The 16,705-nt window shown below is 35.7% G+C and carries 13 protein-coding genes; 5 read left to right on the top strand and 8 right to left on the bottom strand.

All coding sequences use genetic code 11. From position 1 onward, the window contains the following. Nucleotides 1–76: 76 nt before the first annotated feature. The 3 genes from glmS to ACXAGJ_RS09300 are packed head-to-tail and all read right to left on the bottom strand — an operon-like array spanning nt 77 to nt 4,436. Nucleotides 77–1,924, bottom strand: a complete 1,848-nt coding sequence (glmS, locus tag ACXAGJ_RS09310) for a glutamine--fructose-6-phosphate transaminase (isomerizing) (protein ID WP_474839169.1) — start codon at nt 1,922–1,924, stop codon at nt 77–79. A 12-nt stretch (nt 1,925–1,936) separates the two neighbouring features. Beyond that, the gene (locus tag ACXAGJ_RS09305) at nt 1,937–3,610 is read right to left on the bottom strand and encodes a DUF4270 domain-containing protein (protein ID WP_474839167.1); all 1,674 of its coding nucleotides are present in this window, start codon (nt 3,608–3,610) and stop codon (nt 1,937–1,939) included. A gap of 16 nt (nt 3,611–3,626) precedes the next feature. Further along, nucleotides 3,627–4,436: a glycogen/starch synthase gene (locus ACXAGJ_RS09300; RefSeq protein ID WP_073318622.1), complete on the bottom strand. Its 810-nt coding sequence runs from the start codon at nt 4,434–4,436 to the stop codon at nt 3,627–3,629. Nucleotides 4,437–4,548: 112 nt separating this feature from the next. Between ACXAGJ_RS09300 and panC the strand changes: the two genes are divergently transcribed. From panC to radA, 5 genes are all read left to right on the top strand, one after another. Beyond that, a complete protein-coding gene (gene panC, locus ACXAGJ_RS09295; protein WP_474839165.1) occupies nt 4,549–5,397 on the top strand; it encodes a pantoate--beta-alanine ligase in 849 nt (282 codons plus the stop codon). Nucleotides 5,398–5,416: 19 nt separating this feature from the next. Beyond that, nucleotides 5,417–5,767, top strand: coding sequence for an aspartate 1-decarboxylase (panD, locus tag ACXAGJ_RS09290; RefSeq protein ID WP_073318628.1), 351 nt, complete (start codon nt 5,417–5,419; stop codon nt 5,765–5,767). A 4-nt stretch (nt 5,768–5,771) separates the two neighbouring features. Continuing rightward, nucleotides 5,772–6,737: a lysylphosphatidylglycerol synthase transmembrane domain-containing protein gene (locus ACXAGJ_RS09285; RefSeq protein ID WP_474839163.1), complete on the top strand. Its 966-nt coding sequence runs from the start codon at nt 5,772–5,774 to the stop codon at nt 6,735–6,737. Between the two features lie 50 nt (nt 6,738–6,787). Then, on the top strand, nt 6,788–7,936 hold the full coding sequence (locus tag ACXAGJ_RS09280) for an alpha/beta hydrolase (protein WP_474839161.1): 1,149 nt from the start codon (nt 6,788–6,790) through the stop codon (nt 7,934–7,936). Between the two features lie 113 nt (nt 7,937–8,049). Beyond that, nucleotides 8,050–9,417: a DNA repair protein RadA gene (radA, locus tag ACXAGJ_RS09275; protein WP_073318638.1), complete on the top strand. Its 1,368-nt coding sequence runs from the start codon at nt 8,050–8,052 to the stop codon at nt 9,415–9,417. Nucleotides 9,418–9,419: 2 nt separating this feature from the next. Here the strand turns inward: radA and ACXAGJ_RS09270 are convergent, their stop codons facing one another. The 5 genes from ACXAGJ_RS09270 to ACXAGJ_RS09250 all read right to left on the bottom strand — a co-directional run bounded on the left by ACXAGJ_RS09270 (nt 9,420) and on the right by ACXAGJ_RS09250 (nt 16,646). Continuing rightward, the gene (locus ACXAGJ_RS09270) at nt 9,420–10,451 is read right to left on the bottom strand and encodes an aldo/keto reductase (RefSeq protein ID WP_474839158.1); all 1,032 of its coding nucleotides are present in this window, start codon (nt 10,449–10,451) and stop codon (nt 9,420–9,422) included. A gap of 638 nt (nt 10,452–11,089) precedes the next feature. Then, nucleotides 11,090–11,743 carry a DUF434 domain-containing protein gene (locus tag ACXAGJ_RS09265; RefSeq protein WP_474839156.1) on the bottom strand — a complete coding sequence of 218 codons (654 nt, stop codon included), beginning with the start codon at nt 11,741–11,743 and terminating at the stop codon, nt 11,090–11,092. A 126-nt stretch (nt 11,744–11,869) separates the two neighbouring features. Next, nucleotides 11,870–12,169, bottom strand: a complete 300-nt coding sequence (locus ACXAGJ_RS09260; RefSeq protein WP_474839154.1) for a hypothetical protein — start codon at nt 12,167–12,169, stop codon at nt 11,870–11,872. 171 nt (nt 12,170–12,340) lie between these two features. Next, entirely contained in the window at nt 12,341–13,021 is a 681-nt protein-coding gene (locus tag ACXAGJ_RS09255; RefSeq protein ID WP_474839152.1) for a TerB family tellurite resistance protein, read from the bottom strand. A gap of 67 nt (nt 13,022–13,088) precedes the next feature. Next, nucleotides 13,089–16,646 carry a CHAT domain-containing protein gene (locus ACXAGJ_RS09250; protein ID WP_474839150.1) on the bottom strand — a complete coding sequence of 1,186 codons (3,558 nt, stop codon included), beginning with the start codon at nt 16,644–16,646 and terminating at the stop codon, nt 13,089–13,091. Nucleotides 16,647–16,705 lie beyond the last annotated feature (59 nt).

Below are 16,705 nucleotides of genomic sequence, written 5' to 3'. Positions count from 1 at the left end.
TTACCTAATCTTAATGTAAAAATAAAAAAGGCTATCCCGTAAGACAGCCTTTGATAATATATCAATATAAAAGTACTTATTCTACAGTAACGGATTTTGCCAAATTTCTAGGCTGATCCACATTCTTATTAAGCATTACTGCAATATGGTACGATAATAACTGTAATGGTATCGTAGTAAGAAGAGGAGTTAAAAACTCTATGGTCTCCGGAATTTCAATAACGTGATCTGCTAATTCTTTAACAGTTACATCTCCTTCTGTAACAATACCAATAATCTTACCTTTTCTGGATTTGATTTCCTGGATGTTACTTACCACCTTCTCATAATGTCCTTTTTTGGTTGCGATAACCACCACTGGCATTTGTTCATCGATAAGTGCAATAGGACCATGTTTCATTTCTGCCGCAGGATACCCCTCTGCATGGATATATGAAATTTCCTTTAGTTTTAGTGCTCCTTCTAAAGCTACAGGAAAATTATAGCCTCTTCCTAAATACAAGAAATTCTTTGCATCCTTATAAGTATCTGCAATGAGTTTGATATGATCATTTGACTCTAATGCTTTTTTTACTTTCTCAGGAACTCTTTCTAGTTCTTGTAGATAGTAATGAAAATCACTGTTAGAAATAGTTCCTTTTCGCTCTGCCAATTTTAACGCGATTAAGGATAAAATGGTAATCTGCGTCGTAAATGCCTTGGTAGAAGCTACTCCTATCTCTGGTCCGGCATGTGTGTATGCTCCAGCATGTGTTTCTCTAGAAATAGAAGATCCTACAACATTACATACTCCAAAAACAAATGCTCCTCTTTCTTTGGCCAATTTGATGGCAGCCATAGTGTCTGCAGTTTCTCCACTTTGAGAAATAGCGATCACCACATCATCTTGATGGATGACAGGATTACGGTATCTAAACTCTGAAGCGTACTCTACTTCTACAGGAATACGAACCAAATCCTCAAAGATGTACTCTGCAACCAATCCTGCATGCCATGATGTACCACAAGCAACAATTAGAATTCGTTTTGCATTAAGAAGTTTGGCCAGATTATCATCAATACCTGCCATTTTTATAATTCCATCAGCAACCAACATTCTTCCGCGATACGTATCACTAATAGCGCTTGGTTGTTCATAGATTTCTTTGAGCATGAAATGGTCATATCCTCCTTTTTCTATTTGCTCAAGATTGATCTGTAGTTCTTGCAAATAAGGATCTACAAGACTATCATCATGTATTTTTCGAACCTTAACCCCTTTATTCCTTCTTATAATCGCCATCTCTCCATCTTCCAGATAGATCGCGTTGTTTGTATACTCTATAAAAGGAGAAGCATCTGAGGCTATAAAAAACTCATCGTCACCAACACCAATTGCCAAAGGACTTCCTAATCTGGCGACAACTATCTCATCCGGTTTTTGCTTATCAAAAACGGCAATAGCATACGCCCCGATAGTCTGGTTAAGTGCAATTTGAACAGCTTTTCCGAGTTTTACATTTTCTTTGGTCTTTACATCTTCTATTAGATTAACTAAGACCTCTGTATCTGTTTCAGATCGAAACTCATATCCTCTATTTAACAATTCTTTTCTTAGGGATTCGTAGTTTTCGATTATTCCGTTATGAATAATCACAAGATCTCCAGAATTAGAATAATGCGGATGCGAATTAACATCATTAGGAACCCCATGAGTAGCCCATCTTGTATGTCCTATCCCGATGGTTCCATCGGTAGAAATCTCTTTCTCTAAACGCTCTTCTAGATCCGCTACTTTACCTTTTGTTTTTGATAACTTTAGCTCATTGCCATCATAAAGAGCAATACCGGCAGAATCGTATCCCCGGTATTCTAATCTTTTTAATCCTTTTAAAACAATTGGATAGGCCTCCCTATGACCTATGTACCCCACTATTCCACACATGATTTAATTTTTTTAGTTGTCTATTGATTCGGTATAAAAAATATTAAGTTTTAATTGTTTCGCCTCAGGAACACTTGGTCCATTTCCATATAGAACGGTTCCTTCGTGCGATATTACAGAAGCAAAGGGGGTTGTTTTTTCTGTAACTTCAATGTCACTATTAGGGTCGGTTTCATCGTTTCTTACACGAGCAAAACCATCTGCGTTATTAATTATATTTACGTTTTGCGAAACTGAGAGACCTAATCTCGCATTTTCGGTATCACCATCTAATATATCATTAATATGCTGCGTCATTCTTACCTTGAAGAACTCTCCATTATCATCTGAATCCCTGGAAATTCTTCCTAAATGATTAGTGATCGAAACAACAGGGTTATCATTATTAATGGTATTATCAAAACGATAATCTAACAACACCTCATCTGTTTCCATATTATATATATATATCCGTTCTGGCTCTGTATCACCCCCGGACACTCGATCTTGATTGATATAGAAAGTCATAGAAGCGTCATTAATTAACCAGTTTTGTCTACGAAGAAAATCTAATTCATTTTCTTCCTCTCCATTTTCATTAGTGACCATACCTCTAAATAAATCAATAATAGCTATCGATCCATCTCCACCTTTCAAATATAAGGTTTCTTCTCCATTTATAGCATCTTGATTCTCGGTCAACAATTCATTGGAAATAGTAGCATCAAATTGTGTATCAATACCATTAACAACATTATTCGCGAATGACAGGGCTAGTGTTCCCTGATCTTGAACGATATCTGTTGTGCTTCCATCCTCATCCTCATCAGCAGTATCTACTTTATCAAAGGTATAATGCAAAGTAATATCTCCATTGGTTACATTCAAAAACATTAGGTTGCCTGCATTATTTACAGCTTCTGCTTCAAAAAAGATACCTCTGAAAAAATTTCTAAAGTTATTGGCGTTACTTAATTCTGCCGATCCTTCCATGTCCAAAAATGCTGTTGTAAAAACATCAACCGGAAGTTTTATGCGAAAAGCTGGAGGTAATCTTGTTACATCCGGATCATCATTTTCGTCTTCTCCATCCGGACTTAGTAAAATCAATTCTTCTGCAGATGGCACAAAACCTTCGTCTGTATACAATAACTCTTGTTTTAGTTCTGTACCAAAATTTGTTTCTATATCGTTCAGGTCATTCGAAAAGTACAATTGCCTTTGATTAGAATTTGGATCAAAATCTCTTAAGAAATAATTGGATTTATAAATGGAAAGTCTGAATGGTTGACTTCCATACACAGAATCTAATTCGAAAGTATTTATGATTTCCCCGTCATCATTAGCTTCGGTATTGGTGGTAGTACTGAAATACGGAATATTTAAAACCACACTATCTAATCGTGCATTGTCTCCAAAGACAGGGTCAAAACGCTCTGGTTGTAGTTGGGATAACACTCCATACGTCGACTGACCGTATACTGGATCATTATAAACTCCTAACAGATAACCGGGCAAACCAGAAGTTTGCACTCTTTCAAATCGTGCGCTGTATGCCACAGGAGTAGCCTCATAAAGCCTATCTTCAAAGTTAACATCACCAATTACTTCACTACCAACTGTATTGAACTCATCATCACAAGAAAACAATGCAATACACACAACAACTACTGCTGTAGATCTAATCAAAAAATTCTTCAAAATCATAAATAAATCATTTTGCTTACACTAGCACTTCTGACTGATAGAAGGCTTCATAAGCATCTGCAAATTCATCTGGGTTTTTATAGTCTAGAACAGGTTGGTCAACATTTTCTAAGTGCTTTGATAAGTCTTCTGGTATTTCTGCCGAACCGACAATAACAGCGTCAGAATTATCAATAGCAACTTTCATTAAATTGCTATAAGTTGGAGTAGCTAGATCTTTTACTTTTTCTTCACCGATTCCGTCAAACTTCACCTTTTCCATCATATTCATATCTAGCGTACCTTCATATCCTCTTTCGTAAACCGAGGTAACGATTTTACTTTGGCCAAAAAGAGGTTCATTAGCATAATAATGTTTCAGATACAAAGGTAAAAGAGAAGCTAGCCAGCCATGTACATGAATTACATCTGGCGACCAATTCAACTTCTTAACCGTTTCTATAACGCCTTTTGCAAAAAATATTGCTCTCTCGTCGTTATCCGGAAACAAGTTTCCATCTTCGTCGGTCAAAGTTGCTTTTCTTTTAAAATAATCTTCGTTATCTATGAAGTAAACCTGCATACGCTCTTTTGGTATAGACGCCACCTTAATAATAAGAGGCATATCTAAATCATTTATTACAAGATTCATTCCTGAAAGTCGGATCACTTCGTGAAGCTGATGACGTCTTTCATTAATGTTTCCATACCTAGGCATAAAAATTCTAATTTGGCCCCCTTTGCTGTTCACCATTCTAGGTGCTTCAAAAGACATGGATGAAATTTCGGTCTCTGGCAGGTAAGGTATTACTTCTGATGATACATACAATATCCTCTTATCTTTCATATAATCGATACTTTTATCGTCCTCCGTTTTGGAATTAATTTTGCAAAATTACGAAAATTTATGCAGTCTGCTAGTAATATCTTATTTTTGCACGCCTTTAAGTTTCAGCCCAATGCAGGTATACGAAAAAAGACTGGACATTATGTCGCGTGTTGCAACTTTTTCAACACAGAAAAAATCAATAGGATTTGTCCCTACAATGGGAGCTTTGCACAGGGGTCATTTAGCTCTTGTTCAACGAGCTCTTGATGAAAACGACGTAGTAGTGGTCAGTATTTTTGTTAATCCAACTCAGTTTAATAATAGCGAGGATTTGGTGAATTACCCAAGAACACTAGATAGTGATGTTGAATTATTATCTAGCATTTCGAAAGACATTGTAGTATTCGCTCCCCCTCCAAAAGAGATTTACGGAGAAGAGACAATAGCTACAAATTATAACTTTGGAGGATTAGAAAACGAAATGGAAGGTAAGTTTAGACCTGGTCACTTTGATGGTGTTGGTACTGTTCTTAAGCATTTTTTCACTATTGTTTCTCCAACCAGGGCATATTTTGGAGAAAAAGATTTTCAGCAGCTTCAAATCGTCAGGAAATTGGTTGACATTGAAAAAATGTCAGTTAAAATAGTAGGGTGTCCAATTTTCAGAGAAGAAAACGGTTTAGCGTTGAGTTCCAGAAACAAAAGGCTAAACCCGCAACAACTTGAGGCTTCTCCATTGATTTATAAGACATTAAAACAAGTAAAAAAAGATTTTGGCACAAAAAGTGTTAGTAAGTTAAATGAATGGATATCGACTCAGTTCGAAAACCATAACGAGCTTAGATTAGAGTATTTTGAGATTGCCAAAGCATCTGATCTTAAAACGATAAAGAGGAAACAAAAAAACAAAAAGTATCGAGCATTTATTGCAGTCTTTGCCGGAGAAATAAGACTTATTGATAACATTGCCCTAAATTAAAAATAACTAACTTTGTAACATGCTAGTACACGTAGTAAAATCAAAAATTCATCGCGTTAAAGTTACCGGTGCAGACCTAAACTACATCGGGAGTATCACTATTGACCAGGATCTTATGGATGCTGCCAATATCATTGAAGGAGAAAAAGTACAGATTGTGAACAACAACAACGGGGAACGCTTAGAAACGTATGCTATCCCTGGCCCTAGAAATAGTGGAGAAATCACATTAAACGGTGCTGCAGCCAGAAAAGTAGCCAAAGGTGATGTGCTTATATTAATAACATACGCTATGATGGATATTGAAGAAGCCAAAAACTTCAAGCCTAAGCTTCTTTTCCCTAATGAAGAGAACAATTTGTTAAAGTAAAAGCGTGAATCCAAGACTCACAAAAATTCTTAAAATAACACTCCCATTACTATTGGGAGTTTTTTTAATCTGGTATTCTATAAGCTCTGCCACTCCAGAAGAGCGGCAAAAAACACTACAATACATTCTAGGAGCCGATCCAAAATGGATTATACTGTCGATCATAATGGGAATTTGTTCTCATCTTTCCAGAGCTTATCGATGGAAGTTTTTACTAGAGCCGATTGGATACAAACTAAAGGTATCTAATAGTTTTATGGCAGTAATGGCCGGGTACCTGGCAAATCTCGGTATCCCCAGATCTGGAGAAGTACTACGGGGCGGAATCATATCTACCTATGAAGATATTCCTTTCAAGAAAGCATTTGGAACCATTATTTCTGAAAGAGTTGTGGATTCGATCATGTTGCTGATCATTATCGCAATCACCCTTCTTTTTCAATCCAAAGATCTATTTAACTACCTTCAAGAAATATTTACCAATACCATTTTGATACTAGTTGTGATGATAGTGGGTATTTTATTAGGTATCCTCTTTTTGAGAATCATCAGAAAATCAAATCACCCATTTCTTTTGAAAATAAAAAACTTTGGAGAAGGCATTTTGGAGGGGGTTAAAAGTATATTTCAATTGCAAAAGAAAGTGGCTTTTATCTTTCACACTTTACTCATCTGGGTATTGTATGTAGCTATGTTTTATGTAATCAAATATACCGTTCCCGAAACTGCTGCTCTTTCTATTGGTCCGGTTCTAGCCACTTTTGTAGCAGGATCTATTGCCATGACTACAACCAACGGAGGTATTGGTGCTTTTCCTATTGCTACAGCTGCTATTTTAGTTTTGTTTGGAGTCAATCGACCTGCTGGAGAAGCTTTTGGATGGATATTATGGGGGTCTCAAACTGCAATAAATATCGTCGTTGGTGCGTTATCGTTTTTATTGCTACCTATTGTAAATCAGAAGAAATAGGGAAATAATTTATATATTGTCACCTGCTTAACCTAAATCACGCATTACTTATGAAGAAAAGTATACTTCTTATTATGGCCTGTTGTCTTACCATTTCAGGGTATACCCAAGCTATATATGAATCCTTTAGATCTATAAAATTAGATCAAAGCCGAGAATTGAAAATTCAATTACCCAGAAATTACAAAAAGAATGTAGACAAAACCTATCCTGTGATTTTGGTATTGGATGGAGATTATTTGTTTGAACCCGTTGCTGGAAATGTTGATTATTTTTCCTATTGGGAAGATATGCCAGAATCAATAGTAGTGGGCGTTAATCAAAGAAAAACAAGAACTGATGATTGCCGATATGATCTTGCAGAATATTTACCAGATCAAAAAGGAGCGCAGTTTTTTGAGTTTATCGGACAAGAATTGATGCCATATCTGGATCAGACCTATAGAACTGCTCAATTAAAGATTATTGTTGGCCATGATTTTACGGCTAACTTTATCAATTATTTCTTATTTAAAGACAACCCTATTTTTCAAGGATATATATGCCTTAGTCCAGAATTTGCTCCTCCAATGAAAGAGCGTATTACTAATGTATTGTCCAGTGCTACAGATGTATGGTATTATGCAGCCACAGCCACCAATGACGCTGATAACATCAAAAAAGATGCAATTGCTTTTAGTGAGCAAATCGAGGCACTGGAAGAAAACCCTGATATGCATTTTTTCTTTGATAATTTTGATGAGTCTTCACACTATACACTAGTAGGAAGAGGAATTCCAAGAGCATTGGAAGGTATCTTCGAAATGTATCGTCCTATAAGTAAAAAAACGTATAAAGAAGTCTTACTTCCATTAGAGACTTCTACCTACGACTATTTGGTAGACATGTATAGAACCACCGAGAAACTCTATGGGATCAAACGCCAAATTCGAGTGAATGATTTTATTGCAGTTTCAACAGCAATAGAAAAAAATGAAAAGTGGGAAGAACTAGAACCTCTTGGTAAATTAGCTATAAAAGAACATCCAGATGTGATGCTTGGACACTATTATCTTGGAATGTTCTATGAGCAAACTGGAGAACCGAAAAAGGCGATGAGAGCTTATGAAAATGGTTTCCAGTTGGCTGAAATTGCTTTCTTGACAAAAGATTATATGCTAGACAAAGTAAATAAGATCAAAGATGACTTTGGCTGGTAAAAACACATATATAACTTATTTAAAAGATCTCGAATTTCGGGATCTTTTTTATTTTATATCCGTATCTATTAAACTACAAATAATAGTATTTTTACAGCTGATAGATAAGTAATATGGCTAAAACCAAAACCGTATTTTTTTGCCAAAATTGTGGAGCCCAGTATGCCAAATGGCAAGGACAATGTACTTCTTGCAAAGAATGGAATACTATTGTTGAAGAGGTGGTACAAAAAGCAACCACTAAGGATTGGAAAGCGGCTACTACCAATCAGCCCCACAAGAAAATGGCGAAGCCTTTACGTATTTCTGAAATTGATACCGCAAAAGAGGCACGTTATAATACCGATGATGCAGAACTAAACCGTGTTTTGGGAGGAGGATTAGTGCCTGGTTCTTTGACATTACTTGGAGGAGAACCTGGAATCGGAAAAAGTACCTTATTACTACAAATTTGCCTGAAATTACCCTATAAAACATTGTATGTATCAGGTGAAGAAAGTCAAAAGCAAATCAAAATGCGGGCAGAACGTATTACATCCAAAACTGATAATTGCCTTATACTTACCGAAACAAAAACGCAGAACATATTTAGGCAAATTGAAGCTACAGAACCCGATATTGTAGTTATCGATTCGATCCAAACACTGCACAGCGATTACATCGAAAGCAGTGCAGGGAGCATTTCTCAAATTCGGGAATGCACTACAGAACTGATCAAATTTGCTAAAGAAACTGCCACTCCTGTCATCCTTATCGGTCACATTACCAAAGACGGAAATATTGCTGGTCCAAAAATTTTGGAGCATATGGTCGATACCGTATTGCAATTTGAAGGAGATCGAAACCATGTATATCGGATCTTACGTGCACTGAAAAATCGTTTTGGATCTACATCAGAACTGGGGATCTATGAAATGTTAGGCAATGGTTTGCGAGAAGTAAACAACCCAAGTGAGATTTTAATTTCAAAAAAAGACGAAGACCTTAGCGGTACTTCTATAGCTGCCACACTCGAAGGGATGCGTCCTTTAATGATCGAGATACAAGCTCTGGTCAGCACCGCAGTTTATGGTACTCCGCAGCGTAGTGCTACCGGATATAACCTGAAACGCCTCAATATGATCCTTGCTGTACTCGAAAAAAGAGCTGGATTCCGATTAGGAGCAAAAGATGTCTTTCTCAATATTACCGGAGGAATATCAGTAGACGACCCTGCTATTGATCTTGCGGTTGTAGCATCTATATTGTCTTCTAGTGAAGATATTCCTATCCCAAAAGAATATTGCTTTGCTGCCGAAGTTGGTCTGGCCGGAGAAATACGCCCGGTAACACGAGTAGAACAACGCATACAAGAGGCAGAAAAACTAGGTTTTTCTACCATCTTTGTTTCCAAATACAACAAAATTGCAATACAAAACCCCCGAATAAAGGTTCAGTTGGTTGCCAAAATTGAAGATGTTGTAGAATATCTTTTTGGTTAGCGTTATGGTGCTGGATTTGGAATACTATTATGTACTTCTTCTATTTCTTTTAAAATTTCTTCAGACAAGGTAAGGTCAATACTACCTATATTCTCTTTGAGTTGTGTAAGACTTGTTGCACCAATAATATTACTCGTTACAAAAGGTCGTTCATTTACAAAAGCTAACGCCATCTGAGTCAAACTAACATTGTGTTTTTTCGCAATTTCGTTATATGCTCGAGTAGCCTTATAACTATTCTCGTTCATATATCTATTATAGTTCGGGAACAGATCTACTCTTGAGTTTTTTGGGATTTCTTCGAGGTATTTACCAGTAAGCATTCCAAAACCAAGAGGAGAATAGGGAAGGTGTCCCATACGCTCTCTATGCAAAACTTCTGTCAATCCAATTTCGTCTTTTCTATTCAGTAAGTTATATGGGTTTTGAATGGTAATCATTTTTGGCATTCCTTTCTTTGCCTCTTCGGCATAACGCATTGCCCCATAAGCTGTTTCATTAGATATCCCTATTTGTCTAATTTTACCTTCTTTTATAAAACCTTCCAAATGACCTAATATCTCGGCAAAATTATCAGTCCAAGCCTCGTTTTCATCATGAGTATATCCTAGTTTACCAAAAAAGTTAGTTTGTCTTTCTGGCCAATGCAACTGATACAAATCGATATAATCTGTTTGTAATCGCTCCAGACTTTTATGGATCGCATCTTCTATTTCATTTTTTGCAAAACCGCCACTTCTAATATGCTTACTAAACTCTGCTGGACCCGTGATTTTTGAAGCAATAACCACCTCGTTTCTTTTACCTGTTTTCTTTAACCAGGTTCCTATAATCCGTTCGGTACTTCCTTGAGTTTCTTTCTTGGCAGGAACTGAATATAACTCTGCTGTATCTATAAAATTAACACCTTGTTCTACTGCGTAGTCCAACTGTTGATGACCTTCTTCTTCTGTATTCTGTTCTCCCCAGGTCATGCTTCCAAGGCATATCTTACTTACTTTAATATCTGTATTGGGTAAAGTAGTGTACTTCATTCTTAAAACACTCGTATTTTGGTTGATTAATGTCGTCAAAAGTAGAAACTCTTGCGCTAAACTATTCCAAAAATTATCATAATAAATAACAGTTGTAAGGCATAAATCTGTGCAATAATTCCACAATAATTCTGAATTCTCTACATATTTTGAAAGTCAAAAAAAATTCAACATTCACTTAACTATTTGACATATAAATATTTACAAAATAGACATAGCAATGGAATAGTTGTTTCTACACTTAATTATGAAAACAAAAACTTTTTCTGATCTATTTGATCAGGAGGAGACATTAACCAAAATATATTATAGATACCAACCAAAATTTTAGATTAATTATAAGCATGAATAACCCAACCAAAATTGTGTATTCAAATGCCAGGGGAGAGTGGTTTGACCCGAGCAAAGAGGGATGATGACTGACTATACCCCCTCTTTTAACCTGAAAAAGAGCTTCGATATGAAGCTCTTTTTTTTGCTCAAACAGACACAACTATACCCCCAGAGTTGTATCTATTTGCACCAACTAACCAACCTAAACACTAATTATATTTCTTATTTATATGCTAAAAGTAGATCAAAACGTGTTATTGTGAAATCCAAAATGAGGGAATGCTATCGTTCGTTGAGGGAAGTGATCAAGAAACCTCTACAATACATTTTTTAGTGATTTTATTTTCGAGAAGATACTCCACCAAATTAAAATTACTTTCTGCTCTATCTAATATCCAGGCGTCAGAAGTCACTACTACATCCAAAGAATCTGCCAATACTTTGTCTGGATCATTGACCAAGTCGATATGCCATGGCAAATCTTGTTGCTCGGCCATTTCTCTAAGATGTGTTTTGAGTCGGCCGCTATTGGATACTGGGGCATCAAAAAACCAATGTACTGAGAGGACGTCTAGTTCCTGAAGTGCATCGGCTACCATTTGAAGCACCTGTTGCGTCTTTTGCACTCTTTTGTAAGTACCATGAACTCCAGAAATATCTCTGTAATACCCATCAAGCCCTTTAAAAATATATGCCCCAGACAACGCACTTTCTAGAGTAATCAACAGATTAAAACCATCTATGGCAACGGTCATTCCTTTAAGTTCTTTTGGGAGTAACACTCGTTCTTTTCGCAATAAGATTTGTTGTTTACTTGCACTAATGCCTCGCAAAGCTTTTTGTTGTCTGGCATTGAGTCGATACCTATTCCCTACCAATTGTATCGTAGACTTTTCGGCAAACCCTCTCGAGCGTAAATAACACATATCCTCTGCAGCCTCTTTTAGTTTTTCAAGCATTAAAGAGCTTCCGAACAAGCGGTCATCACTAGCTTCTTTTCCTCAATTACGTGTAGTCATTTTGTCTTGAAGACGTTATAATTGAAGTAACTTTTACAAACAAAAAAAGCGCCTAAAGCGCCACATCTATGACATTGGTAATATTTCAATCACCTTGCCATATACTTTTTTGGTCCATCCGTTAAGATGACCTCGGTTATTACCGATTAGTAATCCTCGTTTCGCATTTTTTCCTTTTACCAAATGCGTAAAACAGTTACCTCTCACTTTACAAAACACAATATCACCGGTATCACAGTCCTCCCAATTAACAGGAGTCAATACCACAGGTTGTTTTGATTTTAGAATAGGTAACATCGAATTACCAGGTTCTTTAGAGACAATAGTCTCTCCATTCAATAGTTTTTGAATTTTCCAATTCATCATTTTTCATTTTTAAATTAAACTTCAATTCAAAAACTATGGAGTATGGGTATTCAAAGAACGAGTACTTATAAGTACATCACAAAGGTAATTATTTTTAAATAATGAGGATATGTAATAAAAAAACAGCCAGATCAAACCGGCTGTTTTTGCTAAAATATTTTAGAAGGCAAGCTAGTTTAGCTGCCCTTCTTTGAGTTTGGATATGTCTTTTTGTTTTAATTTATCAATTAACGTTTGATACATTTCTTTTGGCAATCCACATGCGATCAAGTATTCTTTCATTAGCGTTTCTTCTTCCTCTTCAATAGATCCATCGGCCAATAAGACCACGGCAGCCTGTGCTAATACATTGATCAACGCTTCAGAGGATAAGGCATTTCTAGCTTCGCTCAAATAATTAAAAACTCGATTGTCCTTATTTCCATTCACTTTTACATCTTCATGTATTACCATAAGTTCTTCTCTCATTTCTGCAAAACCTTCAATCACATCCATAATTTCGCGCTCTTCTTCTTTAGCAAAATCTCCATCGATGATCGACATATGAGTCATAGAAGCCACCAAAGCTTTTGCGAAAATTTGTTTTGCACGTTTTTGATTTTCATCAATCTCTTGTTTTGATTGCTGCAAAACGGTTTTGATGTTTTCATTATATGCACTCTTGCAACGATCACATTGATAAAAGCGATCCACCACATCTAGTGGAATTACAGGAATAAAAAACAAGGTGAACCATCTGCGATACAATTTATGTACAAGGTTTCCGTCGTTACAATTTGGACAAGAATTGGATAAAACAGGACTGTCATTAACAGTATGTTTTATTCCTCGGGTTCCGAAGATAATAAACATAATAGGGTAGAATTTTATAGATTTAGTTACTGTTAAAGATAGCACAATAATCCAAACCTCCTAATAATTATGTAGTTAACTCTATGTTGCGGCTTCTTTTTATCATATAAAAAACCATAAGTAATACTGCCACCAAACCTATTCCCAAAATCCAATACCACCAATTTTTACTTGCAAATTGAATAGGCTCTGGATCACCTACCAAGTAAAATCCACCCCAATAAAAAGGATCGGACAGGTAGTAAAACTCTTCAGAGTTTAGGTATTTCAATTTTGCCTGCTGTAAAGCCACATTTTTAGGCATCCCTTCTTTTAAGTTTTTATAGAAATATTGCATAATGGCAGGTGTAGTTTCGTCTGAAACTGCCCAATTTGTAAGCAATAAGCTTTTGGTACCTGCATACTGAAACGCATTCCCCAAGCTCATAATACCTTCTCCATTAGCAATTTTACCGCTACCGGTATTGCATGCGCTTAACACAGTAAGTCTTGAAGGAATATTCATCGCAAACAACTCGTGGTTGTATAAAAAACTATCCTCTAAAGTGTCCTTGGTTTTTGTAAAGAACAGTTTAGAATTTTCTGGATGTTCATTATCTACTTCCCCATGTAAAGCCAGATGCACAATAGCGTACCCACCTGCTTTTCTTTTGAAATTAAATTCGGTAGCTGTTGATCCATAGTAATACTCCCCATCAACTATATTTGATATAAATCGTATTTCTTTTCTAGTTCCCGGGAGATCCTCCGTAGCGTTTCTTAAAAGATCAAAGCTTATTTTTGAATTTGAAGTTTTGTCATTATTGGAGTACGAAAAAGCCAGACATTGTTCCTTCATAGATTCATCCCTGGATTCATCTTTAAGACGATTATAAAGCAAATCAGCAGAATTCGCATAAGATATTGCATGCTTTTTCATCAAATAGGGATACTCTTTGGGGTGTAAAACTGTAGGATCTACACTGGTGAGTTTGGTCGTAAGGAGCAGATCAAAATTGAGATGCCATAATGGCCCATCAGGAATTATCGTTAGGTGTTTACTGTTTAAATGTGGTTGCAATGGTGCAATTAACATTGTATATAAATCATGTCCATACTCTTGATAAGCCTCAAGATCTTTTTCTACAATCTTATCTCTAAACGACTTTACTTTTTCTTCTAATTCTGCGGTTGACAGACTCTTTGCAACTATAGTATCTTTTGAAATCGAAAATGTATAAGTAGTACTATCTGAAACAAAAAACTCTAACAACGCACTGTTTTCGTCAAGTCGTTTTTGAATATCGTTTAAGGTAATGAGATCATTCGCGTAGAGGAGCTGATAATATTTAGGGTATTGGGTCAATAACACCTGAGTTAAAGAATCTTGTCTGCGATTGATTTCAAAGAGTTTATTTTCATGGTATGAAATATCTAAGCTATCACCAGATTTACTTGCCAATTCCTGATCCTCTCGAGCATTATCATTTTGCAGGAAATTGGCAATTTTTGATTGATGAAATGCTTTATTGATTCTCAACTTTTTTTCCAAAGAAACCAAATCCTCTGGTAGAGCCAAAGATTGATTGGTTGACGGATCATTTACCATTTCCCTCAAAATATTAGCTCTACTTTTCTCTACGTAATAAAATGCTTTTTCTAGTAACTTTTGATCGGATGTAATTGAATACAATAAAAATTGAGCTTCTATAGCTTTTTGATATACTTCTCTAGTTTGTTTAGAAAAGGTAACTTTATCCTTAAATGAAGTATACCCTTGACGAATCTTATTAATCACCAGATCTGCTTTTTTATAATGAGCAATGGCATTGTTTAGGTAAGGCTCATCTTTATTTTTCTGATAAAGACCAGTATAGCATTTTGCTTGACCAATTAGGCCAGTTAACAACATATTATTATCAAGGTATTCTGCATACTTACGATTGATTTGATTTTCTATGCAACTCCTAACAACCTTAGTATAACAATCTAAAGCTTTACTATAAAGCCCCTGATCATAGTACACTTCAGCAATATAAATATCTGATCTAATACTAAAATTATTATCGCTTTCAAATATGTTCTTTCGTATTTTCTTTGCCCTATTATAATAGCCTAAAGCTTCATCATAAGCATTGATCTTGCTTTTTACTTTTGCAATATATTCTAAGGTTTCTGCAACTATAGAATTATCTTCACCAAAAATTTTAAGAAATATGTCCAAGGCTTCTTTGTATGATGTTAAGGCCTCATCGTACTGTTTCTTAAAAAGATAAATATTACCTGTTACGTTATATGTAACTCCTATTTTTTCATGTGTCTCTCCAAAGACCTGCTTGTTGATCTCCAAAGCTTTTCTGGCATACAACAATGCTTGGTCGTAATTCCCAATATCCATATTTACATAAGCCAAACTATTTAGAGCGGTGGCCGTTTGATAATGTTTTTCGCCTGCTTTCTTTATAGAGAAGTCTAAGGATTTTTTATAAAACTCCTGCGCTTTTTCATAAGCCCCTTTCTTCCTGTACGCATTTCCAATACCATTATAAATTTTTCCCAGATTCCGACTATTCTTATATTTTGCAGTATATATCTCCAATGCCTTGTATAGATACTCTAACCTTTGATCATTAAGTCCAAGTCCACCTGATAATAATCCCAAACTGTAGTACGAATTAGCAACATAAATACTATTTCCACCAAAAAGTTCTTTATACAAAGTGATCGCTTTGGTATAATATGATTCGGATAAATCACTTCTATCAATTTCTTTATACAGTGTCCCAAGTTGATAGTATAAATGAGCTTCATTTTCTCTACTTTCTATTTGACTACTTATTCTTATCTCAAGAGATTTTTTAAGGAAAAACTCTGCTTTCTTATATCTTGAAGTTCGCATATAGATCCCTCCTACATCAGAGTGTGGAGAAGCAGTAAGAGGGTGTCCTTCGCCATAAGTATCCAGAGTAATGTTTAAGTTTTTTGTATACAATTCAATAGCTTTTTGGTAGTTTCCTTTGCTATTTTGAACCATTCCTATTCGTTTATAGGTTTCTCCGGTGGCAGGATGATGCTTCCCAAAAACATTTTCTCTTATGGCTAAGCATTTTTTATAATACTCTAAAGCTCTATCAATATGTCCTTGTCTATGGTACCATACCCCAATTTTGTCATAAGAAAGTGCTATATCTTCATGCTCTTCTGGAGCTATTTTACGTCGTATCGCCAAAGCTTTGTCAAAATTTTCTCTGGCTTTGGTGAAGTCTGAGACACTTTGCTCATAGTAATGACCAATATTATCATATGCAAATGCTTCCTCTCTACTGTTTTTTGGTAAATATTGATTACATATTTCTAACGCTTTATTTGCATTTTCTAGAGAGGTCTCAAAATTGGATTGAATTTTTTGAATATTGGATTTTTGATTTAAACAATGAGCAACCCTTTCCCAAGCCTGAGCTTCCTGATAGGCAAATTGTGCCTTATCATAAGTTTCTAATGATTTTTTAAATCGAGCATCAACAAATAAAGAATCAGCTGTTTTGTAATAGCTGTGAGCAGTTAATGTATCCAATGTTTGCGCAATAGAAATTTGTGGTATCGATACTACAGCCAAAAAAGAAAGAAAATAGAGGGTACGTTTCATTGTGTAAAGGGTATGGTCTATATAGAAGTGACAAAGAAAATGAAAATGTTACCCTTCGA

The organism is Aquimarina sp. AWH4_224, assembly GCF_056160245.1.
Note: the sequence above shows the minus strand (reverse complement) of the source record. Positions and strands in the feature narration are given on the sequence as shown.

What these genes read in the sequence shown, in the direction of transcription:
- glmS (WP_474839169.1), bottom strand. Translation starts at nt 1,924, where the DNA reads ATGTGTGGAATAGTGGGGTACATAGGTCATAGGGAGGCCTATCCAATT.
- ACXAGJ_RS09305 (WP_474839167.1), bottom strand. Translation starts at nt 3,610, where the DNA reads ATGATTTTGAAGAATTTTTTGATTAGATCTACAGCAGTAGTTGTTGTG.
- ACXAGJ_RS09300 (WP_073318622.1), bottom strand. Translation starts at nt 4,436, where the DNA reads ATGAAAGATAAGAGGATATTGTATGTATCATCAGAAGTAATACCTTAC.
- panC (WP_474839165.1), top strand. Translation starts at nt 4,549, where the DNA reads ATGCAGGTATACGAAAAAAGACTGGACATTATGTCGCGTGTTGCAACT.
- panD (WP_073318628.1), top strand. Translation starts at nt 5,417, where the DNA reads ATGCTAGTACACGTAGTAAAATCAAAAATTCATCGCGTTAAAGTTACC.
- ACXAGJ_RS09280 (WP_474839161.1), top strand. Translation starts at nt 6,788, where the DNA reads ATGAAGAAAAGTATACTTCTTATTATGGCCTGTTGTCTTACCATTTCA.
- radA (WP_073318638.1), top strand. Translation starts at nt 8,050, where the DNA reads ATGGCTAAAACCAAAACCGTATTTTTTTGCCAAAATTGTGGAGCCCAG.
- ACXAGJ_RS09270 (WP_474839158.1), bottom strand. Translation starts at nt 10,451, where the DNA reads ATGAAGTACACTACTTTACCCAATACAGATATTAAAGTAAGTAAGATA.
- ACXAGJ_RS09265 (WP_474839156.1), bottom strand. Translation starts at nt 11,743, where the DNA reads ATGCTTGAAAAACTAAAAGAGGCTGCAGAGGATATGTGTTATTTACGC.
- ACXAGJ_RS09260 (WP_474839154.1), bottom strand. Translation starts at nt 12,169, where the DNA reads ATGATGAATTGGAAAATTCAAAAACTATTGAATGGAGAGACTATTGTC.
- ACXAGJ_RS09255 (WP_474839152.1), bottom strand. Translation starts at nt 13,021, where the DNA reads ATGTTTATTATCTTCGGAACCCGAGGAATAAAACATACTGTTAATGAC.
- ACXAGJ_RS09250 (WP_474839150.1), bottom strand. Translation starts at nt 16,646, where the DNA reads ATGAAACGTACCCTCTATTTTCTTTCTTTTTTGGCTGTAGTATCGATA.